This is a genomic window from Nocardia higoensis (assembly GCF_015477835.1).
In the GTDB taxonomy this organism is placed as follows: Bacteria; Actinomycetota; Actinomycetes; order Mycobacteriales; family Mycobacteriaceae; genus Nocardia; species Nocardia higoensis_A.
Window position 1 is genome coordinate 582,260 of record NZ_JADLQN010000003.1, and the last position, 24,264, is coordinate 606,523.

Genomic DNA, 24,264 nt, shown 5'->3' on the forward strand with positions numbered 1-24,264 from the left:
ATCGGCATGACACGCAGGCTGCTGTGTACGGCATTCTTCCTCGGTATAGGCGCGGCCACGGTCGCCCCCGGCATCGCCGGCGCGGATACCGCTGTTCCGGCGAACCCCGCCTCGGGCTGCCCCGGCGCCGCCACATTCGCCGGGCCGGGCACGATCACGATCAAGGACCCGAACGCCGCCAAGACGGGCACCATCGGCGGAACGTACTTCCAGCTCGCGCCGCCGTTCGTCGGCCCGGTGACCGTCACATACAACGAGGGGGTCGAGGTCGTCGTCCAGACCGGAACCGGTCCCGGCATCGGCATGCTGGCCGGTTCCTACGATCGGCTCGGCCTGCCCGTCCGGTGTGATCTGATCCCGGGCATGTTCATCCAGCCCTGATCTCTTCCCCGCAGTGACATGGTCGTGCTGTTCCGCCACCGCGTACGGTGGCGGAACAGCACGGCTGTTCGCCGATCAGGCCACGGTGGCCGACGTGATCACCACGTCCTCGGTGGGGACGTCCTGGTGCATGCCCGCCGAACCGGTCTGCACGCCGACGATCTTGTCGACGACCTCGGAGCCCTCGACGACCTTGCCGAAGACCGCGTAGCCCCAGCCGGACGGGCTGGGGGAGGTGTGGTTGAGGAAGGCGTTGTCGGCGACATTGATGAAGAACTGGGCGGTGGCCGAGTGCGGGTCGTTGGTGCGGGCCATCGCGACGGTGTACTTGTCGTTCTTCAGGCCGTTGGTGGCCTCGTTCTTGATCGGGGCGTTGGTGCCCTTCTGGCGCATGCCGGGCTCGAAGCCGCCGCCCTGGACCATGAAGCCGGGGATCACGCGGTGGAAGATGGTGCCGTTGTAGTGGCCCGAGTTGACGTACTCCAGGAAGTTGGCGACGGTGGCGGGCGCCTTGGCCTCGTCCAGTTCCAGAACGATGGGTCCGAAATTCGTCTCGAGATTCACCTTGGTCATACCCCCACCTTTCCATCCCGCCCGGCACCGGTCTGCAAGTCGGGTCGAGTTTTCGCCGGAGGGTCGCGGTCGAGTTGCCGGACCACTGCCGAACCCCGTGGTCGGCGGCCACGCCCGGCCGGTCGCGGCGGGGCTACCGGGATTCCGGGTAACGGCTAGCATTGCGTTCCGTGTCCGACGTCGCCACTGCTGTCTTGACGAAGCCGCCCGCCGCTCCCGAGGTCCGTCCTCGCGATTTCCGTACCGCGCGAATTGTCGCTGTGGTGGCCGGTGTGCTGGGCGCTCTGCTGGCGGTGGCGGTGCCGTTCCTGCCCGTCACCCAGACCACGGCCGTGCTGAGCTGGCCGCAGGGTGATTCCTTGCAGAACGTGCAGGCGCCGCTGATGTCGCAGGTGCCGATCGACCTGACCGCGAGCATTCCGTGTTCGTCGGTGAACACGCTGCCGCCGGAGGGCGGCATGCTGCTGGCGACCGCGCCGCCGCAGGGCGACCGCGCGGCGCTGGAGGCGATGTTCGTCCGGGTCTCGGACACCTCGGTGGACGTGGTGAACCGCAATGCGGTGGTGGCTTCGGCCGAGCGCGCACGGATGGGCGAGTGCACCTCGATCGACATCACCTCGGACAACCAGAGCACCAGCGCCGCGTTCCCCGGCATGTTCTGGGAGGTCGAGCGGCCGGTCGACGGCGACCCGGGACGCACCGAGGTCGTCCAGGTGCCCGCCGAGGGCCGGATGATGGGCGACTTCCGCCCGCAGGTGGTCGGCGTGTTCTCCGACCTGGAGGGCGCGGTCCCGGCCGGGCTGTCCTTCGACGTGACCGTGGACACCCGGTTCTCCTCCAGCCCCACCTGGATCAAGCTGACCGCGATCATCGGCGCCGTGCTGTGCACGCTGCTGGCGCTGGGCGCGCTGGCCCGTCTGGACGCCAGCGACGGCCGCGGGCACCGCAGGTTCCTGCCCAGCGGGTGGTTCCGGCCGACCGGCGCGGACGGCGCGGTGATCGGCACCCTGGTGCTGTGGCACTTCATCGGCGCCAACACCTCCGACGACGGTTACATCCTGAGCATGGTCCGGGTGGCTCCCGAGTCCGGCTACATGGCCAACTACTTCCGCTGGTTCGGCGTGCCGGAGGCGCCGTTCGGCTGGTACTACTACGTCATCCAGGTGTTCGCCGAGATCTCCACGGCGAGCCCGTGGGTGCGCCTGCCCGCGTTGTTCTGCGCGATCCTGTGCTGGATGGTCATCAGTCGCGAGGTGGTGCCCCGCCTCGGGCGCGGCGTGCGGACCAGCAAGGTGGCGCTGTGGACCGGCGGCCTGGTGTTCCTGGCGTTCTGGCTGCCCTTCGACAACGGCCTGCGCTCCGAACCGATCGTCGCGTTGGGCGCGCTGCTGACCTGGGTCTCGATCGAGCGGGCCATCGCCACCGGTCGCCTGCTGCCCGCCGGTGTGGCGGTCCTGATCGCGGCGTTCACGTTGGCCGCCGCGCCGACCGGCCTGATGTGCGTGGCGGCGCTGCTGGCGGGCATCCGACCGCTGGTGCGGATCGTGGTGCGCCGTCATCGCGAGCACGGCGCCACGGCGCTGCTCGCCCCGATCGCGGCCGCCGGACTCCTGGTGCTGGTCGTGGTCTTCGGCGATCAGACCTTCGCCGGGATCATGGAGGCCAACCGGGTACGCCAGGCCACCGGCCCCAACCTGGCCTGGTACGAGGACTACCTGCGCTACTACTACCTGTTCGTGGAGACCGTGGACGGCTCGCTGTCGCGGCGCTTCGCGTTCCTGGTGATGCTGCTGTGCCTGTTCACCACCATGCTGGTGTTGCTGCGCCGCAGGCGGGTGCCCGGTATCGCCAGCGCCCCGACCTGGCGGTTGATGGGCATCGTGTTCGGCACGATCTTCTTCATGATGTTCAACCCGACGAAGTGGACGCACCACTTCGGCGCGTACGCGGGCATCGCCGGTTCGCTGGCCGCGGTCACGGCGGTCGCGGTGTCGGCCACCGCGCTGCGCGCGCGCAAGAACCGGGCCATCTTCCTGGCCGGTCTGCTGTTCGTGCTGGCCGTCTCGTTCTCCGGCATCAACGGCTACTGGTACGTCTCCAGCTTCGGTGTGCCGTGGTTCGACAAGCCGATCTCGCTGAGCGGCTACCAGTCCAACACCTTCGCCCTGATCCTGTTCGGGCTGGCGCTGGCCCTGGTCGCCTGGTTCACGCTGCGCGAGGATTACACCGCGCCGCAGCCCTCGGCGAAGACGGTGCGTGGCAGGCGGATCCGCCGCTTCGCCGCGATCCCGCTGACCGTGGTGGCGGCGTTGATGGTGCTGCTCGAAGTGGCTTCGCTGGCCAAGGGCGCGGTCTCGCAGTACCCGGCCTACTCGCTGGCGCGCTCGAACGTCGACGCGCTCACCGGTGATTCCTGTGGCCTGGCCAACGACGTGCTGGTCGAGCCCGACCCCAACCAGGGCAGGCTCACCCCGATCGCCGATCCTGCGCTGCCGCCCGAATCCGATCCGTTGGCCGGGGTGAACCCGGTCGGCTTCGATCCCAACGGCGTGCCCGACGACCTGTCCGCCGACGCCGTCGAGGTCAAGCCGGGCACCGGCAACACCTCCAGCCAGTCGGTCGGCGCGAACTTCGCCGAGGGCGAGAGCGCGGGCACCGGCGGCGGCCAGGGCGTGCGCGGCGTCAACGGCAGCACCGTGGCCCTGCCCTTCGGTCTGGACCCGGCCGTCACCCCGGTGATGGGCAGCTACCAGCCGGGCGTGCAGAAGCCCGCCAATCTGGTGTCGAGCTGGTACGAGCTGCCGGCGCGCTCGGCGGATCGCCCGCTGATCGTCATCTCGGCCGCGGGCCGGGTGCTGTCCTTCGACGACACCGGCAAGATGAACTACGGCCAGGAGCTGAAGCTCGAATACGGCAAGCGTCAGCCCGACGGCACCGTGTCCAAGCAGGGCGAGTACCTGCCGCGCGATATCGGCCCGTTCCCGTCCTGGCGCAATCTGCGCGTGCCGCTGGACGCGCTGGCCGCCGACTCCGACGCGGTGCGCATCGTGGCCAACGACCCGATTCTGATCGGCGACCAGTGGCTGGCGTTCACCCCGCCGCGCGTCGCGGTGCTGGAATCGCTGAACAGCTACCTCGGCACCGAGCAGCCGATCCTGCTGGACTGGGCCGTGGGCCTGCAGTTCCCGTGCCAGCGGCCGTTCTACCACGAGAACGGCGTCGCCGAGGTGCCGCGGTACCGGGTGCTGCCGGACCGTCCGCTGGCCATCAGCTCCACCAACACCTGGCAGGCCCAGGAGTTCGGTGGCCCGCTCGGCTTCTCGCAGATGCTGGCGCGCTCGACCACGCTGCCGACCTACCTGCGCGACGACTGGGCCAGGGACTGGGGCTCCCTGGAGCGCTACGACCAGTACGATCGCGACGCGGTGCCCGCCGAGCTGACCACCTCGACCGAGACCAGGAACGGGCTGTGGTCGCCCGGGCAGATGCGGGTGTTCTAGAGACCGACCGGCCGCACAGAGAGGGCCGTGGCAGCGGATTTCCGCGGCCACGGCCCTTGGTCGTTCGTGGGGAGAGCTTGCCTCTGGAGAAGGTGTCAGACCTCGAGTAAGCGCCGCCCTAATTCCCGGCGCAGCACCTCCTGGGCAGGGAGACGGTCCAGCACACGCAGCACCGAGGGACGTAGCTCGCGCTTCTCCTCGTCGGTGAGCAGGTCGACGAGATCGCGGAGATCCATGTCATCGAAGGCTCCTGTCATACCCTCCACAGTACGTTCCGAAACATTGGATGTCTCGTTTTCGCAGCTTCGGTTACGAAGGTGTCATTTCATCGAAACCCCGCGTAGCGCAGGGGATTTCGGCGTCGAATACCGGACGCTTGTCCGGTATTCGACGTCCGCGCCGGTCAGCGCGCGCGAATGGGCGGGTCGGAGGCGATTCCCGAACGGGTGACCGTGACGATCCCGATACTCGCCGGCTCGGCGGTCGCGTCGTAGGGGGTGAACCGCTCCAGCGAGCCCCAGTCCCTGCGCCAGTCGTGCTCGAGATAGCTGGGGACCGTCTCGGCCTTCGACAGCAGTTCGGTCCAGCCGAGCGGGCCGCCGCCGATGTGGTCCTGCCAGGCGTTGGAGGCATCCGAGCCGACCCGGTCGGGCAGGATGCGCCACTGCGGCGCCTCGGCGACGCCCGCGTGATGGTCGAAGGGCCGCTGGCAGGGGAACGCCAGCCCGACGTGCCAGTCGAGCAGCACCGGCGCGGTCTCGCCGACCACCGATTGCAGCGTCTCCAGTCGCGGCAGCCGCGGCGGGGTGACCGCCAGCCAGTGCCGTTCGGTGATGTCGTTGTCGACGGCCACCAGGCGCACCGCGTTCACCTCGGTGGGCAGCTGGTCCAGCGGCACCCGCAGATTGCGCCAAGACGGGGCGGGCCCGATGTCCAGCGGCAGCGCCGAACCCAGCACCTCGACCTCGCCGTCGGCGCCGCGGACGCCGTACTCCAGCATCAGGTCCTGGCCGTAGGTGACCACGCCGTCGGCGTCGATCGAGCGGATGCGACCGGCGGCGGTGATGATCAGCACCTGGTTGGCCGGGTCGTTGCGGAAGCTGTCGGCGGTCTGGTCCAGGCGGTACCAGTGGGTGGTCAGCGATGCCTGACGCTGGTCACCCTGCTGGTACGAGCCGAGCACGGGAGTGCGTGCGGGGTCCAGACCGAAGGGCAGCGCGACCGAACTGCCGTTGATGCCCGCCTGTTCGGTGACGCCGCCGCCGGTGCCCGCGCCGGTGGTGTCGGTGGTCTTGTTCTCCTCGCCGCCGTCGACGGTGTTGGCTCCGCCCGTCGTGGTTTCCTCGGCATCGGCGGTGAGGTCGCGGGCCACACCGTCCGGGGTGAAGCCCTCGACGTCGGCGGCCAGTCCGTCGGCCGGCGCCACGTCGTAGGGCTCGAGCAGCGAGTCGGCGGTGTCGGTCTCCACCAGCACCTCGTCGGCCAGTGCGCACGGGTTGCCCGCCAGTGCGGCGATGTTCGACTTGGCGATGGAGTAGGCCGGGCTCTGGCCGATCGCGCCCTTGGCCAGCGAGGCCACCTCGAACAGCACCAGCAGCGCCGCCGCGATGGTGATCGGCGCGGCGGCGAGCCGATCGAAGCCGTTGCCCGTGCCGGCGGGCCGGGTGCGATAGGGCAGCCGGTAGTGATGCCACAGCGCGAACAGCAGTGCGACGCCGGTCAGGCCGAGGAACAGCGTCGAGACGCCCTTGCCCGCGATCATCGGCGCCTTGTCCCACCACGGGACACCGTAACTGGACACGTACCACCAGCCGTTGGAGCCGGTGAAGGTGATCGCCAGCACGAACAGCACCGCCGCCGCGAACAGCGCGCGGTTGCGCGGCGAGCGGATCGCCACCGTGCCCACCGCGACCGCGGCGAGCGCGGCCAGCGACCCGGCCAGGCCCGCGTAGACGCCGAAATGATGGGTCCACTTGGTCGGGGTGAACATCATCAGCAGCAGCGAGGCGAACACGATGCCCAGAATGCGCACCGACGGCCCGCGCGACGTTCCGGGAATGCGGCCCTTGCGCAGCACCTGCAGGATGCACACCACCAGACACAGCAGCATCATGAGCACGCCGAAACGCCGCGCCAGCGAGCCGTCCGGGGCCAGCATGAGCAGCGAGTCCCAGCGGGTCCGCTCGTCGAACCACGCGACATTCGGGCCCACCAGCGTGCGGACCCGGGTCGCCTCCATGACCGTCGACAGCGTCTGGTCGGCGAACACCACGATGAGCACCAGCGTGCCCGCGGCCAGACCCGGCAGCAGCAGCGCGAGGTAGCCGAGTACTCCCGTGCCGCTCCCACGCTTCACGATGATCCGCAGGACCGGTCCGGACCCGGCGATCAACGCGGCCACACAGATCAGGCCGGTGGGCCCGGCGGCCAGCGAGAACGCCGCGATGAGCACGGCCAGCGCGGCGGGCAGCAGGCGTCCGGTGGCGACCGCGCGTTCGATCGAGCACCAGGTCAGCAGCGCGCCCGCGGCGATCAGCGGCTCCGGGCGCAGGCCGTTGTCGTAGGGCAGCCAGAACGCCAGGAACACCAGCCCCGCCGTCCACAGCGCGATCTTGTTCCGGCGCACCCGCGCGCCCAGGCGCGGCAGCACCTCCCGGCTGATCACCAGCCAGCAGATGATGCCGGCCAGCAGCGTCGGCAACCGCATCCACATGCTCGCCGTGGAGACCTTCGCCATCCAGGCCAGCAGTTCGTAGGACCAGCCGAACGGCGCTTCGGGCACCGCGAACCAGCGGTAGTAGTTGGCCATGTAGCCCGCATGCTCCGACGCGCGGGCCATGTTCAGGATGTAGCCGTCGTCGGAGGTGTTGGCGCCGATCACGTGCCACACCAGCAGGGTGCCCAGGATCGTGCCGTCGGCGACGGTGAACTTCCACCAGTGCGCGGGCAGGAACCGCCTGGCGCGGCGCCCGTCGGAGGTGTCGAGCATGTGCAGCGCGATCAGCGCGACGATGGTGCACACGGCCGCGGCGATCATCACCGCCAGCTTCAGCACGCTCGGCGAGGAGCTGAACCGGGAGTCGATATCGGCGTGCAGCCGTGCGCCGTCGAGCTGCCCCGCGTCGAGATCGGTGAACACGCCGACCATCTGGGGCCGGATGTCGCGAGTCACGGTGTTGGCGAACGGCGTTCCGTCCTCGCGCTCGACCCCGGTGAACTCGGCCGTCGTCGCCGCGTCGGTGGCCGCGATCTCGATCGCGCCACACGTGGCGATCTCCGCGACCGGCGCCGACAGCAGCGGCACGTCACGCTGGATCACCGAGACGGTGTCGTCGGTGATCGAGACGACCAGGCCCTTGGCGGTGGCCTCCCCGGACGCCGCCGGAATCGTCGACAGCAGCGTCCCCGCGCCGGAGGTCAGCGTCGAGCACGGCAGCGAAGCGTCCACGCGCAGCGGCACATACGACACCAGCGGAGCGGTCACACTCGACGCGTCCGGCTGGGGCCAGTCCAGCGTCGCCACCTCCTGGCGCACCGGCAGCAGCGGCGTCAGCAATGCCAGCAGGAAGCCCGCAAGCCCCGTCACCAGGGCGATCAGGCGGTAGCGGGAGAACGCTCGAGTAGTTCGGTCCGGTCGCACGATCAGTCATGCTAGCCACCGGCCCGCAGCGGTCCACCTCACGAACGCACCCCACCGCCGGTCCGCCCGGAAATCGCCGGTGCGGCGAAACGCCGACCCCGGCCCGCCCCGACATCGGGGCATCGGGCGGCGTCATGCGCTCCCGCCGCCGGTAGGGGTTCGTTCGTCTGCCACTGCCGGAGGCAGGCGTCCCGGGGGTCTGTCGCGCCGAGGACGCGATGCACCCCTCAGCGCTGGACGGTGACAAGCGTGAACGGGCCGATGTCGGTGACGGTGAAGGCCGGGTCCTCGAACAGCGCGCCGGGGAAGGTGACGGTGTAGCGGCGCACGTTCGGGTCGTTCGGGTAGACGTCCTCGGCCAGGCGCAGGGTGTAGTCGTCGCCGCTGCGGCGGAAGAGGAAGGCATCGGGGGCGCGCCACGGGCTCTGCCCGAGGGCGGCGAGCAGTTCGGCGGGCGATGCCAGCTCGCTCCACTGCGCGATGAGCGCGGCGCGGGCCGGGAAATCGGCCAGCGGGTTGGCGTAGTGCGAGGTCAGGCCCTGGAAACCGAAGTACGGATAGAAGGCGAGAAAGGTGGTGTCGGCGGTGAGGACGACGGTCTCGTCGCGCGGCTCGCCGGTCTGCGCGCGCAGCGTCTCGTCGATCTCGCGGTAGTAGGACGCCGCGCCGGGCGGGCGCTTGTCGGCGCGTTCGCCGTCGCCGTCGGTGTCGGTGTAGGCGGTGTTGATCTCCGCGGTCAGCACGTGCGGAATGTCCTGGGCGAAGGCCAGGGCGCCGACCAGCGCGATCGCCGCCACCGCGAGCGGGAATCGTTCCGGCTCGTTGAACGCCTGGTAGGCCGCGCGCGCGCCCTCGGCGAAGCCGAAGGTCCCGGCGGCGGCGAGCAGGACGAGCAGCGGCGCCTCCAGCCGGAACGACAGCAGCGTGGTGCCCGCGGCGGTCGCCAGCATCGACAGCAGACACCACAGGTAGATCGCCACCACGCCCATGCCGAGCGCCTGCGCCCGGCGTGACGAGGAAGCCCGCACCACCAGCCAGATCGTGCCGAGCAGGCACAGGCCGCCCAGCAGCGTGAACTGCGTCATGGGCAGCGGCAGTTCGGCCCCGGCACGCGGCAGGTAGTGCAGCGCCGTGCCCGAACGCGGCGTGGTGGTAGTGAGTATCTCGACGAGCACCGGCAGCCACACGGTTGCCGCCACGAGTCCGGCGATCACCGCGATGACCAGCAGCCGCAGCAGCGGTGGCACGGCGGCCCGCCACGCCGGACCCGCGGCGATCGGAGTCCGCCCGCGTCCCGGCCGGGCTGCCCGCCCGCGCACCCGCACCGCGAGCCCGGCGGTCAGCAGTCCCATGAGCGTCACCGCGAAGGCGGCGACCAGCAGGTAGAGGGTGTAGAAGGTGGCGGCCAGGCCCAGCAGCAGACCGGCGCCGATGACCGCGCCCCAGCCACCCGCCGTGCCGTCGCCGGTGCCGACCCGCGCAGCCTCGGTCTCGGCAGCGCCGGTGCCTGGGCGGACTCCGGTCGTGTCGGTATCGGCGTTGCCCGTGACAGTGGTATCGCCTGCGGCGGTCGCGGTCGCGGTATCGGTGGCACCGGCACCCGTGCCGGTGGTGCCCGTGTGCGTCGTATCGGTGCCGGCGGTGGTCTTCGAGGTGCGCGGTGCGTGGGCAGTCATGCCGGTCCGAGCGGCAGCGGACTCCGTCGGCGGCACATCGGGGGCGGGCCGGTACAGCGCTCCCCAGGCGAGCAACAGGGTGGGGCCGAGCAACAGCACGATGACCGCGCTGTAGGCCTCCGGCGAGGCGTAGGCCAGCGTGACGGCCGTGGTCGCGGCGGCGACCGCGATGGCCCAGTCGGCGCGCACCAGCCAGGTCCACAGCACCAGAGCCAGCGCGGCGGCGGCCGCGAGCGAGACGATGGCGTAGGGCTTGAAGGTCTCCCAGCCGGCCAGGCCGAGCGCGTCGCCGAACCGGCCGCCGATCCAGAACCAGCCTGCCGGGTAGAACGGCGGCATGTCGGCGTAGGTCATGTCCCGCAGGGCGGGGCTGTCGGTGAGCCGGGTCAGGTACTCGGTGCGGAACTCCTGGTCGACCGAGACACCGAAGAGGTACAGCTCGGTCGCGGCCAGCGGCATGCCGAGCGTCACTGTCACGAAAGCGGAAATACCCGCCCAGGACAGCAGTTTCGAAACCCACCCGGCCCGGCGCGCGCGCACCAGCACGATCGCCGCCACCAGCATGGCCGCGGCCAGGACCTGCCCGACCGTGGTCAGCGCCCGGGTCACATTCGAGGCGTTGAACGCGGGCCATTCGACCACGGAGAAGGCGACCAGCCCGATCGCGGCCACCGCCACTGCCACCAGCACGGCGAGCAGCGCCTCACCGGCCGCACCGCCCGCCTGACGCACCAGCGGCCGCAGCCGTCCTCCGTCGCTCGTCGTCATCGGCGCGCCAACCTCCGGCCTTGTCCGTCCGCCTTCACGTCGGGGCAAGCCTAGTGGAGGTACGCACCCGCCTCATCGCGCCCGTTGGCCCGAGGTTTGTTCCGCCGCAGCGGCTGCCGCGCGCCTTCTCCCGTTTCTCCGCCGCGAAGGGTGGTTGCGTCCGGCAGCCCTGCCGGCGGAACGACCGAGGGCCACGCACCCGGTGGATGCGCGGCCCTCGTATCGGAGACCTGTTCACGCCCGTGGCGCGAGTCCGGCTCTACAGCGGCAGCTTGCGGAAGATCGGCCGCGGGATGTGGCGCAGCACCATCATCACGTACCGGAACACGCCGGGCGCCCAGATGAGCTCCTTGCCCTTGTCCGACGCCGAAACCGCCAGCGCGGCAACTTCTTCCTTGTCGACGGTGAACGGCGCCTCCTTGGTGCCGGTCGACTTCCAGTGCGCCAGCGTCGTCGAGGTGCGCACCTGGCCGGGCCGTACCACGAGCACGCGGGGGCCGAACGGCCGCAACGCCTCGCCGAGGCCGAGGTAGAACCCGTCCAGACCGGCCTTGGTGGAGCCATAGACGAAGTTGGAGCGCTTGACCCGCTCACCGGCCGCCGAGGACATGGCGATGATGCGCCCATAGCCCTGCGCCTTCATCTTCTCGCCCACCAGCACGCCCACCGACACCGCGGCGGTGTAGTTCACGCCGGCGATCTGGACCGCCTTGCGCTGGTCGCGCCACAGCTCCTCGGCCTCGCCGAGCAGGCCGAACGCCACGATCGCCACGTCGATGTCGCCGCGCGCCCAGGCCGCTTCGATCACCTTGGGGTGGCTGTCGGTGTCCAGGGCGTCGAAGTCGATCACCTCGACCTCGCTCGCACCGGCCGCCGTCATCTGCTCGACCGCGCTGTCGGTGAGCCGGTCGCCGGGCAGGTTGGCCAGGATGACGCGGGCGGGGCCCTTCTTCAGGTACTCCGCGCAGATCGCCAGACCGATCTCCGACGTGCCGCCGAGCAGCAGGATGGCTTGCGGGTTGCCTACGGCATTGATCACTGGAGTTCCAGCCTCCTGGCCATATCGGACATGAAAACGCCTGTGGGATCGACGCTGCGGCGGACCTTGATCCACTCGTCGATCCGGGGATACATCTTGTGGAAGGTCTCGGCGGTGGTGCGCGAATCCTTGCCGGTGTAGAGCCTGCCGCCGAATTCCAGGACGCGGGCGTCCAGTTCGGTGACGAACTCGTTGAGGCCGGGCCGGATCGGGAAGTCCAGGCAGACGTTCCAGCCGGGCATCGGGAAGCTCAGCGGCGCCTGGTTGCCCTCACCGAAGTACTTGAACACGTTCAGGAACGAGTAGTGCCCGCTGCGCTGAATGTCGACGAGGATCCGCTTGAACTCCTCGACGGCCTCCGGCGGCACCACGAACTGGTACTGCAGGAAGCCGTGCGAACCGTAAGCGCGATTCCACTCGCCGAGCATGTCCAGCGGGTGGTAGAACGCGGTCAGGTTCTGCGGCTTCTGCCGGTAGGTGGCGCCCTTGCGGTACCAGACCTCGGTGGCCAGCGTGAAGGTCTGCTTGTTGAGCAGGCCGTTCGGGAACAGGTCCGGGAAGGTCAGGAAGGTCTTGCCGGTGAAGCCGAGCGGGTTCTTGCGCAGCTTCTTGGGCAGCTGGTCCAGCGTGGCCAGCGAGCCTCGGGAGATCACCGCGCGCCCAAGCTTGGGCGGCGCGCTGATCGCGTCGAACCACGCCGAACTGTAGGTGTAGTTGTCCTCGGTGCCGTCGCTGTGGAAGGCGATGGTCTCGTCCAGGCTCGCGGTGACGTCGCCGTCGGCGATGAAGTACGCCGTCTCGGTCGGGGTCATCTCGATGGTGACGCGCAGGATGATGCCGGTCAGGCCGCAGCCGCCGACGGTCGCCCAGAACAGCTTGGCGTTCTTGCGCGGGGTGAGGTGCTGGACGGTGCCGTCCGCGGTGAGCAGATCCATCGAGCGCACGTGGTTGCCGAAGCTGCCCGCGCTGTGATGGTTCTTACCGTGGATGTCGGAGCCGATGGCGCCGCCGACGGTGACCTGGCGGGTGCCCGGCAGCACCGGAACCCACAGGCCGAACGGCAGCGCCGCGCGCATCAGCTGGTCCAGCGTCACGCCCGCGTCCACGTCGACGAGCCGGGTGTCGGCGTCGATGCGGTGGATCTTGTTCAGCGCGGTCATGTCGACGACCAGGCCGCCCGCGTTCTGGGCGTTGTCGCCGTAGGACCGCCCGAGACCGCGCGCGACGATGCCGCGGCGCAGGTGGGCGGGCTTGGCGTCGTTGTCCTCGGCGACCATCGCGACGGCCTTGGCGATCACTTCCGGATCGCTGGTCGAGAGCACTTCGGCGGAGGTGGGTGCGGTGCGACCCCACCCGGACAGCGAGCGGGTCCGGGTCGGCAGCGTGAACGTCCCGGCGCGCTCGGCGCCGCCGTCGGTGCTGCTCGGGGACTCGTCGTCGCCGGTCGTCGTGGTGGTGGTCGGAGCTTTCGTGGACATCGGCTCACAGGCTACATGCCCGCGCGGACGCGGGTTCGTTCTCGCTGTACTCGTCGGTACGGCGCCGGTGGTACAACCCGTTCTCGCCGGTACGGCACGACGGTCTCGCCGGTACGGCACAACGTTCTCGCCGGTACGGCACAACGTTCTCGCCGGTACGGCACAACGCTGCCCGGGTGCGGCGTTAGGCTCGTCGCCGTGCACGCCGAACAGCAGTTACCGCCCACGGTCGAGTTGCCCGTGGTCGACGAATACCTCGGAGACCCGGAAGGCACGGTCGACCTGAAGACGCAGATCATCCGCTTCACGGTGACCGGCGGCCTGTCGGCGATCGTCGACTTCGGCCTGTACCTGATGCTGCTCGAGCTGATCGGCCTGCCGGTGGCGGTCGCCAAGTCGATCGGCTTCATCGCGGGCACCACGACGGCCTACCTGATCAATCGCCGGTGGACCTTCCAGGCCCCGCCGAGCCGGGCCAGGTTCCTGGCGGTGGTCGCCCTCTACGCGACCACCTTCGCGGTGCAGGTCGGCATCAACCAGCTGATGGTGCTCCTGCTCGGCAGACAGTTCCTGGCGGTGACCGCCGCGTTCGTGGTCGCCCAGGGGACCGCGACGGTGATCAACTTCGCCGTGCAGCGTCTGGTGATCTTCAAGATCCGCTGACCAGCCCCGGCCGGAGCCGGTGAGCGGCTACGACCCGGTGAGGATCGCCTGTTTCTGCGCCTTGGCGCCGAAGTAGTCGCCGCCCTTGGCGCGGGTGTTGTCGGTGCCCCACTCGCGCTGCTCGCGTTCGGCCGGAACCAGGTGCGGTATGTGCTTGCGGCAGTGGATGTAGGCCTCCTCGATGTCGACCACGACCCAGCGCTCGGCGATCTTGCCCGCGGTGGCCTCGGGCAGGTCGGGCAGGCTGCGCCGCAGGGCGGCATCCTCCACGATGCGCGCCGAGCCGTTGATGTGCAGGCCGATCAGGTCACGGACGAAGTCGACCATCAGGATGCCGACGTGCGGGTTCTCCACGATGTTGCCGAGACTGGCCATCACCCCGTTGCCCCGGTACTCCGGGTACACGAGGGTGCGATCGTCCACGACGTGCAGGAAGCCGGGCGGCCCCGCGCGGAAGGTGTTGTCGCATTCGCCGTTCTTGTCGGCGGTGGCGATGAAGGCCATCTCCATCCGGCCGACGAAATCGATCATCTGCTCGTTGAGCCGATCCAGTACCTGGTCGTTGTAGAAGCGCTCGGCTCGCGCGGTGGTGCCGTAGCGCTCCTGCAGGGCGTGTTCGCCGTCGCTACCGATCTGGTCGCCCGTCGTGGCGCTGCCCGTCATTCCTGCCCCCTGAAGGTGGTCGGGGGTCCGGGGGTCGTCGTCGTCTGCTCCGCGTCGAACGTCGTTGTTGCTCCGCGTCGATCACATGCCCGAACCTCGAAAAGCTGAAACTGCGAATAAACCGGAAAGCGGGTTCGATCCTAAGCGAGGATCTTCGGCGGCGAAGGGTTATGGTCGTACCGACCGTGGCGATTCCGTTGTGGTGAAACTCCTTGACCTGCAACAACAGTGCGAACCGTACGGGTTGTTCTCGCGCGGGCCGAAATGCTCGCCGTGCGGGATTCGTCGGCTCAGACCGGTCGCACCGTCACCGGAACTCCGTTGAAAACCGCGTTACCCGACGGCACGTCCACGACCGAATCATCGGTCAGGGCATTGGCGTTCACACCGGCGTGCGCCTGCGCGACAGCCTGCGGACTCGCGCCGTGACCCCAGCCGTGCGGCAGGCTCACCACGCCCGGCATGATCGCCTCGGTCGGTTCCAGCGGCACCGTCACCGTACCCACCGCGGAACGGACCACCGCCTGCTCGCCGAGCCCGAGCCGGTCCACATCGGCCGGATGGATCTGCAGTGTGCACTTGTTCGTGCCGCTCACCAGCGTCGCCACATTGTGCAGCCAGCTGTTGTTGGAACGCAGATGCCTGCGGCCGATCAACACGAATTCCGGCGCCTCGACGGCCAGCGCGGCCCGTAGCCGGTCCACGTCGCCGATCAGTTGCTCAGGGGCCAGCTCCACCTTCCCGGAAGCCGTCCGCAGGGCCTCGGGCAGCCGGGGAGTCAACGGGCCGAGGTCGACGCCGTGCGGATTGTCCAGCAGCGTGCGCAGATTCAGCGTGCCGCCGTTCCACTCGCCGTACGGACCCAGGCGCAGCATGAGGTCGATGCGCTGCTCGGTGCTGTTCTCGCCGATCAGCTCGTCGCGGCGCTCGGGTATGCCCGCTTTGTGCAGCATCCCCGCGATGACCAGCTCGTCCACGGCCGCCACCTGGCTCTGCTCACCGGTATCGCGGTGCTCCCGCCCGGACAGCGCCGCCGCCAACCGCACCAGGATCTCGATCTCCGAGGGCGTGCCTTCCTCCAGCTCGACCAACGGCGGCGAGTACCGCGCGTAATTGCGCACCGCGAACTGCAACAGCGCGAAGTCGTAGTGCGGCGCCGCCATGATGCGCGGCGGCGGCAGGATCACGTCGGCGTGCCGGGTGGTCTCGTTGATGTAGCGGTCCACGCTGACCATGAAGCCGAGCCCGGCGAACGCCTCGTCCAGGCGCGCACCGCCGGGAGCCGACAGCACCGGATTGCCCGCGACCGTCACCAGCGCTCGGACCTGCCCCGCGCCCGGCGTGCGGATCTCGTCGGCGAGCGTGGCCACCGGGAGTTCGCCCATCGCCTCGGGCAGCCCGCGCACCCGGCTCGACCAGCGACCGGTCCGGAACGGCTTGCTGCGCACGATGCCCAGCGCGGCGGCGTCGGCGAACATCGCGCCACCCGGGCAGTCCAGGTTGCCGGTGAGGACGTTGAGCACGTCCACCAGCCACTGGGTGAGCGTGCCGAATTCCGCGGTGCAGGTGCCGATCCTGGCGTACACCGCGGCGGTCGGCGCGGCGGCGAGTTCCCTGGCGATGCGGACGACGGTCTCGGCGGGCACTCCCGTGCGGGCGGCCACGACCTGCGGGGTGAACTCGGCCGCCGCCGCGCGTACCTCGTCCAGGCCGTCGACCGGCAGTCGCACATCTGTGAGGTTCTCCGCGAGAAGCGTATGGACCAGGCCGAACAGCAGGTAGGCGTCGGAGCCGGGGCGGATGAACAAGTGCTCGTCGGCCAGCTTCGCCGTCCTGGTCGCCCGCGGATCCACCACCACCAGCCGGCCGCCGCGCTTGCGCAGCGCCGACAACCTGCCGGGGAAATCCGGCGCGGTGCACAGCGATCCGTTGGACTCCAGCGGATTGGCCCCCAGCATCAGCAGATAGCCGGTGCGATCGAGATCGGGCACCGCGACGGTCAGCGGGTCGCCGAACATCAGCCCCGAGGCGACCTGCTTGGGCATCTGGTCGGCCGTGCTGGCCGAGAACAGATTCCTGGTGCCCAGGGACCGGATCAGCATCGGCAGATACAGCGCGCCCGAGACGGTGTGCGCGTTCGGATTTCCGACATACATGGCGGTGGCCTGCGCCCCGTGCTCGGCGACCAGCGGCGGGAAGCGCTCGGCGATGTAGTCCAGGGCCTCGTCCCAGCCGACCGTGCGACGCTGCCCGGTGGCGCGGTCGCGGATCATCGGTGCGGTGAGGCGGTCGGGATCGTCGTCGAGGCGGCCGAGGCTGGCGCCCTTGGGGCAGAGGAACCCCTTGCTGAACGGGTCGTTCTTGTCGCCGCGCACCGAGACCACGCGGTCGTCGGCATCGAGGGCGATCTCGAGGCCGCAGACCGCCTCGCAGAGTGGGCAGGTGCGCAGCAGGTTCCGGCCGGAGGTCATGTCGGCAATCTTCGTCGCGGAAGACGACGAACGCAGCCCTCTCGGCAACATTCACCGAAGAAATTCTTGCCGGACGAGTCGGCGACGGGCAACGAGAAAGACCGGCATCCGCCTCGCGGATGCCGGTCGGGGCAGCGGGGTAGTGCGGGCCGCCGCTGCGCTCAGGAGTTTTCGACGGGTGGGTGCGGCTTCAGCAGGCGACGCTGGTCAGCTGCGCGCGGCGACGGCTCGCGGCCGAGCGGACCGCGGCGGCCACCGCGACCACCGGCGGAACCCAGCGGGCCTCGTGCGGCGCGACGCCCCAGTGGGCCGAACCGGCCGACAGCTTGCTCGGCGGCAGCGGCACGCCCGCGCCGTCGGTGTAGACGATCGCGCCTGCCTCGCGCAGCGCCTCCAGCGCCATCGCGGCCTTGCGTAGCCCGGTGACCAGGTGGATCTCACGACGCTCGGTGCCGGGAACCTCGATCACCGGACCGCTGAGGTTGTTCGCGCGCAGGAAGCGCCGGACCTCGCCCGCCAGTTCGCCGGTGATCTCGATGGCCGAGATCTCGTCGTCGGTGATCAGGCACAGCCCGTTGGCCGTTTCTGCGACCGTCCATCCACGCTGGATGTAGTCCTGCGCCGCGGCGTCCATGTCGGCCGCGGAGACGGAAGTCGGAAACGTGGTGCGCACTGTGTTCTCCATTCCCGGATAGCTCTGGGGTCTGTGTTCATGGGGCGTATCGACAGGCGGGTGTGCGCGCGTTACGCCTTCTCGAAAAAATTTTTCGAATGTGCACTACATCTCATTCGGCGAGATCGGGTATCGCCTCGATCGTGGTGTTCGCACAACCCGGTGCCCGCGCGTCGGTCGGTTGTTGTGAACTCTTCTACTCCACGGTGGTTTCGGTCGACGAAGAGGGGCACTATGCGAGCATGAGCGATTCCGGCGCGAACGGGGATCCGAGCGACGGCGTGCGGCCCGGCCCCGGCGAACTGGACACCGAATCCCGGTGGATCACCTGGAAAGCCTCGGCACTGCGCCGCCTCGGGAGCGAGGTCGGCGCGGCCGACCCGGACGACGAGCCCGCGCGGCCCTTCGGCAGCCGTGGCGACTTCCGGCGCTGGGTGGGCGAGGCCGTCGGCGCGCTGTTGGACGTGCAGTTCCAACGATCCGCGACCCGGACCCTGTTGCCGCTGGCCTACCTGCTCGGTCTGATTGTCGCCGTCGCGGTGCCGATCACGATGGTGGTGGTGATGTGGAAGGTCACCTTCGTGCTCGGCATCCTGGCCGTGCTGGTGTCGATCCCGTTGGGCCTGACCATCGCCGCGGTCGTGCGTCTGGCGCTCGAGTTCCTGGTCAACGCTTCCCGGCTGGCGACCAGAGTCGAGCACATCAGCGATCTTGCCGACGACCTCTTCCAGGCGCTCTCGGATGTCGCCGAACCGGTCAACCAGCTCTCCGAGGATGTGCGCGCGGTGCAGTTCTGGAGATTCCGGCGCGGCAATTCCCGGAAGTAGCGAGTTCGTAGCTTGCCCCACGTTCCGAAGGGCCCGTTGCGCCCCTGGATATCCGGTGTTGCGCTGCGCGGGATCTGTTGTGAAACAATGCCGTTCGGGTGACCCGCGGCATCGCGGAGCCACCCGAGATATGACAAGGGGCTCATAGGGGGACGCATGGTTCTGTCGCAGATGACCACCGGATCGACGATGCCGCGAAGACGGCTGGGCAGGAATCTCCGGGATCTGCGCACGCGCGCGCGAATGACGACCAGGGCCGCCGCCCGGCAACTGGAATGGTCCGAAGCCAAGATCTGGCGGATCGAAACCGGCCAGACGTCGCTGCGCAGTCTGGATGTGGAAGCGATGTGCAAGGTCTACGGCGCGCCCGCCGACGTGGTCGCTCCGCTGGCGGCGCTGGCGAAGGAGACCAAGGCCAGGGGGTGGTGGACCGCCTACACCGATGTGGTCGCCGAGGGGTTCGACATCTTCATCGGGCTCGAGGAGGCCGCCCGCCAGCTCGCCGGTTACGAGGCCGACCTGATTCCCGGACTGCTGCAGACCGAGGCCTACACCCGCGCCCTGCTGCGGGCCGCCCGTCCGGCGGCGAGCGCGACCGAGATCGAGCGCCGGGTGGAACTGCGCCGCACCAGGCAGTTGCTGCTCACCCGTCCCGGCGCGCCGCTGCGGCTGGACATGGTGATCCCGGAAGCCGTGCTGCGCCATCGCGTCGGCGGCCGGCAGGTCGCGGTCGAACAACTCGATCACCTGCGCCGGATCTGCGACCTGCCGACGGTGCGGCTGCGGGTGATCCCCGCCGGGTCGGACTACCACGCGGGCATGGAGACCAGCCGCTTCGCCATCCTCGAATTCCCGGCCGACGGCACGACCGCACCCGAACCGCCCGTGGTCTACGTCGAGACGTTCACCGGTCCGGTGTACCTCGACAAGGAGGCCGATTTCGCCCGCTACCGGGTGGCGTTCGCCGATATCGCCTCGGTCGCGGTGGACGCCCGCGAATTGCTCGACGACGCCGTCACCGCGTTGGCCTAGCTCGACCCGACCGGAGGGGACCGACGGTCGAGCCGCCGCTGCGCCGAGCCGCACGATGCGGCCCGAGTCGTTCCGGCCGCGGTGCGGCTGATCGTTCCGGCCGCGGTGCGACTGATCAGACCGGCCGCGGTGCGACTGATCAGACCGGCCGCGGTGCGGCGGTGTCGTTCAGCCGTGGTGCGGCGGTGTCCTTGGGGGAACGCACGTAGGTCAGCGGCGCGCCGTCGCGCCCCACGCGCGGCCAGTCGATGGCCAGCGCGGGATCGAAGGCGTCGATGTCGTGGTCGGCTTCCGGCGTGTACTCCAGCGAGCACAGGTACGTGACGGTGGATTCGTCCTCGAGCGAGAGGATGGCGTGCCCGAGACCCTCGGACAGGAACACTGAGCGCCGGTCCACGTCGTCGATCAGCACGCTGTCCCAACGCCCGTAGGTGGGCGAGCCGGGACGCAGGTCCACCACCACGTCGAGGAACGCGCCGCGCACGCAGGTCACGTACTTGGCCTGGCCGGGCGGATCGTCGGTGTAGTGGATGCCGCGCAGCACGCCCGCCGCCGACACCGACACGTTCACCTGCCGCAGATCCATCGGGCGGCCGGTCGCCTTCTCGAACTCCGAGGCCTTGAACGATTCGGCGAACGCGCCGCGCTCGTCGGTCAGCACCCGCGGTGTGATCACCCACGCGCCGGGGACCGTCATTTCCCGGAAGTCCATCTCACCAATCCCGTCCGCGTTCGAGCAGATCGAGCAGATAACTGCCGTAGCCCGAGCGCACCAGCGGCTCGGCCAGCGCCCGGAGCTGTTCGTCGTCGATGTACCCGCGCCGCCAGGCCACCTCTTCGGGCACTCCGATCTTGAGTCCTTGCCGCTGTTCGATGGTTCGCACGTAGTTCGCCGCGTCGAGCAGCGAGTCGAAGGTGCCGGTGTCCAGCCACGCGGTGCCGCGGGCCAGCACATCCACCCGCAACCGTCCCTGTTCCAGATACGCCCGATTGATATCGGTGATCTCGTATTCCCCGCGATCGGAGGGTCGTAACCCGCGAGCGATCTCCACCACGTCGTTGTCGTAGAAATACAGGCCGGGGATGGCGTAATTGGAGCGCGGTTTCTTCGGCTTCTCCTCGATCGACACCGCCTTTCCCTCGGCGAATTCGATGACGCCGTAGGCGGTGGGGTCGAAGACCCGGTAGGCGAAGACGGCGCCGCCGTCCAGATCGGCGAAGCGGTCCAGACTGGTGCCGAGACCGGGGCCGTGGAAGATGTTGTCGCCCAGCACCAGGGCGACCGATCCGCTACCGATGTGGTCGGCGCCGAGGACGAAGGCCCGCGCGAGGCCGTCCGGCTCCGGCTGCACCACGTAGTCGATCGAGATGCCGAACCGGCTGCCGTCGCCGAGCAGCCTGCGGAAGGCAGGCGCGTCCTCCGGGGTTGTGATGACCAGCACCTCGGTGATGCCCGCGAGCATCAGCGTGGACAGCGGGTAGTAGACCATCGGCTTGTCGTAGACCGGGACGAGCTGCTTGCTCACCCCGCGCGTAATGGGGTGCAGCCGCGAACCGGTGCCGCCCGCCAAGATGATTCCGCGCATGCCCTGAAGTCTGCCAGTCCCGGTCCCGCTGGGCTTCGGTGAGGTTCCGGGTAACGCACGATTGCGTCACAGGGGTTTCGCATTGGGGCGTGTCCGGGCGATAAATGTTGCGTGGGTCACATTTCCGTGGTCTTCTGAAATGACAATGTGTGAGATGTCGACGCCGATGCTCACCCCGGTCGCATACGCGGTCCGGCCGGCTGCTGCCGACCGGCTGGGGGGACGGCGGCTCGGCGGCGAGGGCGGTGTGCGATGGATGTGCTCAATCCGGGAGGGCCGAGCGCTCCCGCGCGGCTGCTGATGGCGACCTGCCGTGGCGTGGTCCGCCCCGCCCTGCGCGCCACGCCGATCAATCGGACCACCATCCCCGTCGGTGCGCTGGCCGTGGAAAGCCTGGCCCGACTGCGCCCGCATCCGCGCGGCATCGAACGCGAACAGGTCACCATGCCCGGTTTCCGCATGGAGATCATCCGTCCGGCCGGGGCCGGGCGCGCTCTGCGCCACGGCGCCATGCTGTACATGCACGGCGGGGGATTCGTGATCTGTGGTCTGGAGACCCATCGGCCGGTGGCCGCCAGCCTGGCCCGGCGCACCGGCTTGGCCGTGGTGAACGTCGAATACCGGCAGCTGCCCGGCCGCAGCATCGCCCAGTCCATCGACGACTGCCTGACCGCGTACCGCTGGCTGCTGCGGCACGGTGCCGACAGCTCCCGCGTCGTTTTCGCGGGCGACTCGGCGGGCGGCTATCTCACCTTCGCCACCGCCCTGCGCACCATCGAACTCGGGCTGCCCACGCCCGCGGGCCTGATCGGCCTGAGCCCGCTGCTCGACCTGGACTACGCCGCCAAGCGGGACTACATGAACGTGGCGCTCGACCCCTACATCCCGTTGTCGGCTCTGGAAGCGGTGGTGCGCCTCGGCGCGGAGATCGACGGCGTGCTGGACCCGTTGCTCTCCCCGGTCAACGGCATCCTCGCCGGCCTGCCCCCGGTCCTGCTCATCGCCGCCGAGGACGAGGTGCTGCGCTACGACGCCGAGCTCATGGTCGCGCGGCTGGCCGCCGCCGGAGTCCCGCACAGCCTGGACCTGTGGCGTGGCCAAGTGCACGCTTTCACCACCATCTGGCCGGGGCTGCCGGAGAGCCGGGCCGCGCTCGGCCGGGCAGCCCGCTTCGTGCGCACCTGTCTGGCCGCCGGGGAGCAGGCTCGGACGGCCTGATTCGCTCGGCCGGACGAGTCGATGAACCCCGCTCCGGGACGCCGGAGCGGGGTTCGCGCTGTCGACTGGCCGGAGTGTTACTTGGCCGGCGGCGTGAACGGCTGGTTGATGGTGGTGAAGTACTGGATGGCGGCGCCGATCGCGACAGGGGCGGTCACCAGGATCTGACCGGCCAGGGTGCCGATGGCGCCGACGGCCAGGACGCCGCCGATGCAACCGAGCAGGGCGGCCGGGACGAAGGGACCGAACAGGCCGACGATGGTCGCCGAGGCCACGGTGGCGCCCGCGATGCCGCCCAGGACGCAGCCCAGTGCGCCGCCGCTCAGGCCGCCCACCAAGGTGCCCACGGTGGCGCCCATGCTGATCGTGCTGGTCAGCCGGCTCCAGGCGGCGACCTCACGGTCGTATTCGCTCTTCCACGGGGCCTTGTTCTCGTAGGGCAGGGCGACCGGCTTGTAGACGGCCTTCTCCACGTCCAGCTGCGGGGTCAGCGTGGCGGTGCGATCGGCCACTTCCGCGGCGATCGGGAATTCGAACTCGTCGACACGGAAGGTCAGCGGGGTGCCCGCGACGGTGTCGCCGTTGGCGGCCTTGACCTTGAGCGCGTTGTCCTCGACGACCAGCGAGCCGGAGTCGATCGTGATGATCGACTGAGTGTCGCCGGCCTGCGCCGTGAAGTTGATCGCGCCGTTGTCGGCGGGTGTGGGTTCGGCGTTGACAGTGCCCGCGGTGATGCCCATGGCGGCGATCAGCAGGGCCGAAGTGGCGGCGAACTTCTTGAAGAGCATGCTCGATTTCCTCGATCCGGAAAGCTTCTGAAGGGACTTGTAGATCGAAAGCGAGAGCAGCTAAGGGACAGTGAACCTTCCGTGACGACTGCCGCAATTCCAGCGCATATTCTCGGTGCGCTCATCGTGAGAAATCGGAAACCCGAATCGCGTGTGCTCTTGCGCCGGCTTCCGGCTCTCGGTCGGTGCCCGTCATTTCCCGCCGCGGCACACCGCGGGCGTCACCGGGTGTATCGGTGCACCGGACGGGCGACGTAGTATCGCGCGGGTGCGCTTGCTCGTCACCGGAGGAGCCGGTTTCATCGGTGCCAATTTCGTCCAGCAGACCGTCGCCGAACGACCGGACGTGACGGTCACGGTGCTCGATGCCCTCACCTACGCGGGCAACCGGGCCTCGCTGGATCCGGTCGCCGACCACATCGGCTTCGTGCACGGCGACATCGCCGACCTCGACCTGGTCGACGAATTGGTCAGCGGTGTGGACGCGGTGGTGCACTTCGCCGCCGAATCGCACAACGACAACTCCCTCGCCGAGCCGTGGCCGTTCGTGCAGACCAATATCGTCGGCACCTACTCGCTGTTGCAGGCCGTGCGCCGCTACGACGTGCGCTTCCACCACGTCTCGACCGACGAGGTCTACGGCGATCTGACCCCGGACGAGCCGGCGTTCACCGAGACCACCGCCTACAACCCGTCGAGCCCGTACTCGGCCACCAAAGCGGCCAGCGACATGCTGGTGCGCGCGTGGACCCGCTCGTTCGGGGTGCGGGCGACGCTGTCCAACTGTTCCAACAACTACGGCCCGTACCAGCACGTGGAGAAGTTCATCCCGCGCCAGATCACCAATCTGATCGACGGCGTGCGGCCCCGCCTCTACGGCGCGGGCCACCAGATCAGGGACTGGATCCACGTGCACGACCACAATCGCGCGGTCTGGGACGTCCTCGAGCGCGGCCGCATCGGCCGTACCTACCTGATCGGCGCGAACGGCGAACTGGACAACAAGACCGTGGTGCGCATGCTGCTCGAGGAATTCGGCCGTGACCCGGACGATTTCGACCACGTCACCGACCGCCCCGGCCACGACCAGCGCTACGCCATCGACTCCACCCTGCTGCGCACCGAACTCGGCTGGCGGCCGCACTACGCCGACTTCCGCGCCGGCCTCGCCGCCACCATCGCCTGGTATCGCGAGAACGAGTCCTGGTGGCGGCCGCACAAGGACGCGACCGAGCGGGCCTACGCGGCCGCGGGGGAGCAGACGGTGGCCGCACCGCACGACTGACCG

The 24,264-nt window shown here is 69.4% G+C and carries 19 protein-coding genes; 7 read left to right on the plus strand and 12 right to left on the minus strand.

What is annotated here, in order from left to right:
* The first annotated feature begins 6 nt into the window (after positions 1-6).
* Positions 7-381 (plus strand): hypothetical protein, encoded by a 375-nt coding sequence (locus IU449_RS20450; protein WP_195003694.1) that lies wholly within the window; start codon positions 7-9, stop codon positions 379-381.
* Between the two features lie 75 nt (positions 382-456).
* On the opposite strand, the gene IU449_RS20455 is transcribed toward IU449_RS20450, so the two are convergent.
* Positions 457-954: a peptidylprolyl isomerase gene (locus IU449_RS20455; protein WP_195003695.1), complete on the minus strand. Its 498-nt coding sequence runs from the start codon at positions 952-954 to the stop codon at positions 457-459.
* Positions 955-1,124: 170 nt separating this feature from the next.
* Between IU449_RS20455 and IU449_RS20460 the strand changes: the two genes are divergently transcribed.
* On the plus strand, positions 1,125-4,454 hold the full coding sequence (locus IU449_RS20460) for an arabinosyltransferase domain-containing protein (protein WP_195003696.1): 3,330 nt from the start codon (positions 1,125-1,127) through the stop codon (positions 4,452-4,454).
* Between the two features lie 95 nt (positions 4,455-4,549).
* Here IU449_RS20460 and IU449_RS20465 read toward each other — a convergent pair whose 3' ends face one another.
* The 5 genes from IU449_RS20465 to IU449_RS20485 all read right to left on the minus strand — a co-directional run bounded on the left by IU449_RS20465 (position 4,550) and on the right by IU449_RS20485 (position 13,055).
* Entirely contained in the window at positions 4,550-4,711 is a 162-nt protein-coding gene (locus tag IU449_RS20465) for a hypothetical protein (RefSeq protein ID WP_169811631.1), read from the minus strand.
* A gap of 146 nt (positions 4,712-4,857) precedes the next feature.
* The gene (locus IU449_RS20470; protein WP_195003697.1) at positions 4,858-8,094 is read right to left on the minus strand and encodes an arabinosyltransferase domain-containing protein; all 3,237 of its coding nucleotides are present in this window, start codon (positions 8,092-8,094) and stop codon (positions 4,858-4,860) included.
* A 227-nt stretch (positions 8,095-8,321) separates the two neighbouring features.
* A complete protein-coding gene (locus IU449_RS20475; RefSeq protein ID WP_195003698.1) occupies positions 8,322-10,538 on the minus strand; it encodes an arabinofuranosyltransferase in 2,217 nt (738 codons plus the stop codon).
* A 259-nt stretch (positions 10,539-10,797) separates the two neighbouring features.
* Positions 10,798-11,577: a decaprenylphospho-beta-D-erythro-pentofuranosid-2-ulose 2-reductase gene (locus IU449_RS20480; RefSeq protein WP_195003699.1), complete on the minus strand. Its 780-nt coding sequence runs from the start codon at positions 11,575-11,577 to the stop codon at positions 10,798-10,800.
* Positions 11,574-13,055 (minus strand): FAD-binding oxidoreductase, encoded by a 1,482-nt coding sequence (locus IU449_RS20485; RefSeq protein WP_228805225.1) that lies wholly within the window; start codon positions 13,053-13,055, stop codon positions 11,574-11,576. The genes IU449_RS20480 and IU449_RS20485 overlap by 4 nt, the downstream gene beginning before the upstream one ends.
* A gap of 198 nt (positions 13,056-13,253) precedes the next feature.
* Here IU449_RS20485 and IU449_RS20490 point away from each other — a divergent pair, with 198 nt between their 5' ends.
* Positions 13,254-13,718, plus strand: a complete 465-nt coding sequence (locus IU449_RS20490) for a GtrA family protein (RefSeq protein WP_416382196.1) — start codon at positions 13,254-13,256, stop codon at positions 13,716-13,718.
* A gap of 27 nt (positions 13,719-13,745) precedes the next feature.
* Here IU449_RS20490 and IU449_RS20495 read toward each other — a convergent pair whose 3' ends face one another.
* The 3 genes from IU449_RS20495 to IU449_RS20505 form a co-directional block, all read right to left on the minus strand.
* Complete coding sequence (locus tag IU449_RS20495) at positions 13,746-14,381, minus strand: pyridoxamine 5'-phosphate oxidase family protein (RefSeq protein ID WP_195003700.1); 636 nt, start codon at positions 14,379-14,381, stop codon at positions 13,746-13,748.
* A gap of 290 nt (positions 14,382-14,671) precedes the next feature.
* Positions 14,672-16,852 (minus strand): molybdopterin oxidoreductase family protein, encoded by a 2,181-nt coding sequence (locus tag IU449_RS20500; RefSeq protein ID WP_195003701.1) that lies wholly within the window; start codon positions 16,850-16,852, stop codon positions 14,672-14,674.
* A 190-nt stretch (positions 16,853-17,042) separates the two neighbouring features.
* Positions 17,043-17,525, minus strand: coding sequence for a hypothetical protein (locus IU449_RS20505; RefSeq protein WP_324188346.1), 483 nt, complete (start codon positions 17,523-17,525; stop codon positions 17,043-17,045).
* A 242-nt stretch (positions 17,526-17,767) separates the two neighbouring features.
* Here IU449_RS20505 and IU449_RS20510 point away from each other — a divergent pair, with 242 nt between their 5' ends.
* Entirely contained in the window at positions 17,768-18,352 is a 585-nt protein-coding gene (locus tag IU449_RS20510; protein WP_195003703.1) for a DUF4282 domain-containing protein, read from the plus strand.
* 156 nt (positions 18,353-18,508) lie between these two features.
* Complete coding sequence (locus IU449_RS20515; protein ID WP_195003704.1) at positions 18,509-19,384, plus strand: helix-turn-helix domain-containing protein; 876 nt, start codon at positions 18,509-18,511, stop codon at positions 19,382-19,384.
* 139 nt (positions 19,385-19,523) lie between these two features.
* Here the strand turns inward: IU449_RS20515 and IU449_RS20520 are convergent, their stop codons facing one another.
* Positions 19,524-20,096 (minus strand): dTDP-4-dehydrorhamnose 3,5-epimerase family protein, encoded by a 573-nt coding sequence (locus IU449_RS20520; RefSeq protein WP_195003705.1) that lies wholly within the window; start codon positions 20,094-20,096, stop codon positions 19,524-19,526.
* Position 20,097: 1 nt separating this feature from the next.
* A complete protein-coding gene (gene rfbA / locus IU449_RS20525) occupies positions 20,098-20,970 on the minus strand; it encodes a glucose-1-phosphate thymidylyltransferase RfbA (RefSeq protein WP_195003706.1) in 873 nt (290 codons plus the stop codon).
* 252 nt (positions 20,971-21,222) lie between these two features.
* Between rfbA and IU449_RS20530 the strand changes: the two genes are divergently transcribed.
* Complete coding sequence (locus tag IU449_RS20530) at positions 21,223-22,188, plus strand: alpha/beta hydrolase (protein ID WP_195003707.1); 966 nt, start codon at positions 21,223-21,225, stop codon at positions 22,186-22,188.
* A gap of 77 nt (positions 22,189-22,265) precedes the next feature.
* Here IU449_RS20530 and IU449_RS20535 read toward each other — a convergent pair whose 3' ends face one another.
* A complete protein-coding gene (locus tag IU449_RS20535; protein WP_195003708.1) occupies positions 22,266-22,976 on the minus strand; it encodes a hypothetical protein in 711 nt (236 codons plus the stop codon).
* A 268-nt stretch (positions 22,977-23,244) separates the two neighbouring features.
* Here IU449_RS20535 and rfbB point away from each other — a divergent pair, with 268 nt between their 5' ends.
* Positions 23,245-24,261: a dTDP-glucose 4,6-dehydratase gene (rfbB, locus tag IU449_RS20540; protein WP_195003709.1), complete on the plus strand. Its 1,017-nt coding sequence runs from the start codon at positions 23,245-23,247 to the stop codon at positions 24,259-24,261.
* Positions 24,262-24,264: the final 3 nt, after the last annotated feature.

What these genes read in the sequence shown, in the direction of transcription:
- IU449_RS20450 (WP_195003694.1), top strand. Translation starts at nt 7, where the DNA reads ATGACACGCAGGCTGCTGTGTACGGCATTCTTCCTCGGTATAGGCGCG.
- IU449_RS20455 (WP_195003695.1), bottom strand. Translation starts at nt 954, where the DNA reads ATGACCAAGGTGAATCTCGAGACGAATTTCGGACCCATCGTTCTGGAA.
- IU449_RS20465 (WP_169811631.1), bottom strand. Translation starts at nt 4,711, where the DNA reads ATGACAGGAGCCTTCGATGACATGGATCTCCGCGATCTCGTCGACCTG.
- IU449_RS20475 (WP_195003698.1), bottom strand. Translation starts at nt 10,538, where the DNA reads ATGACGACGAGCGACGGAGGACGGCTGCGGCCGCTGGTGCGTCAGGCG.
- IU449_RS20485 (WP_228805225.1), bottom strand. Translation starts at nt 13,055, where the DNA reads ATGTCCACGAAAGCTCCGACCACCACCACGACGACCGGCGACGACGAG.
- IU449_RS20495 (WP_195003700.1), bottom strand. Translation starts at nt 14,381, where the DNA reads ATGACGGGCAGCGCCACGACGGGCGACCAGATCGGTAGCGACGGCGAA.
- IU449_RS20500 (WP_195003701.1), bottom strand. Translation starts at nt 16,852, where the DNA reads ATGACCTCCGGCCGGAACCTGCTGCGCACCTGCCCACTCTGCGAGGCG.
- IU449_RS20510 (WP_195003703.1), top strand. Translation starts at nt 17,768, where the DNA reads ATGAGCGATTCCGGCGCGAACGGGGATCCGAGCGACGGCGTGCGGCCC.
- IU449_RS20515 (WP_195003704.1), top strand. Translation starts at nt 18,509, where the DNA reads ATGGTTCTGTCGCAGATGACCACCGGATCGACGATGCCGCGAAGACGG.
- IU449_RS20520 (WP_195003705.1), bottom strand. Translation starts at nt 20,096, where the DNA reads ATGGACTTCCGGGAAATGACGGTCCCCGGCGCGTGGGTGATCACACCG.
- rfbA (WP_195003706.1), bottom strand. Translation starts at nt 20,970, where the DNA reads ATGCGCGGAATCATCTTGGCGGGCGGCACCGGTTCGCGGCTGCACCCC.
- IU449_RS20530 (WP_195003707.1), top strand. Translation starts at nt 21,223, where the DNA reads ATGGATGTGCTCAATCCGGGAGGGCCGAGCGCTCCCGCGCGGCTGCTG.
- IU449_RS20535 (WP_195003708.1), bottom strand. Translation starts at nt 22,976, where the DNA reads ATGCTCTTCAAGAAGTTCGCCGCCACTTCGGCCCTGCTGATCGCCGCC.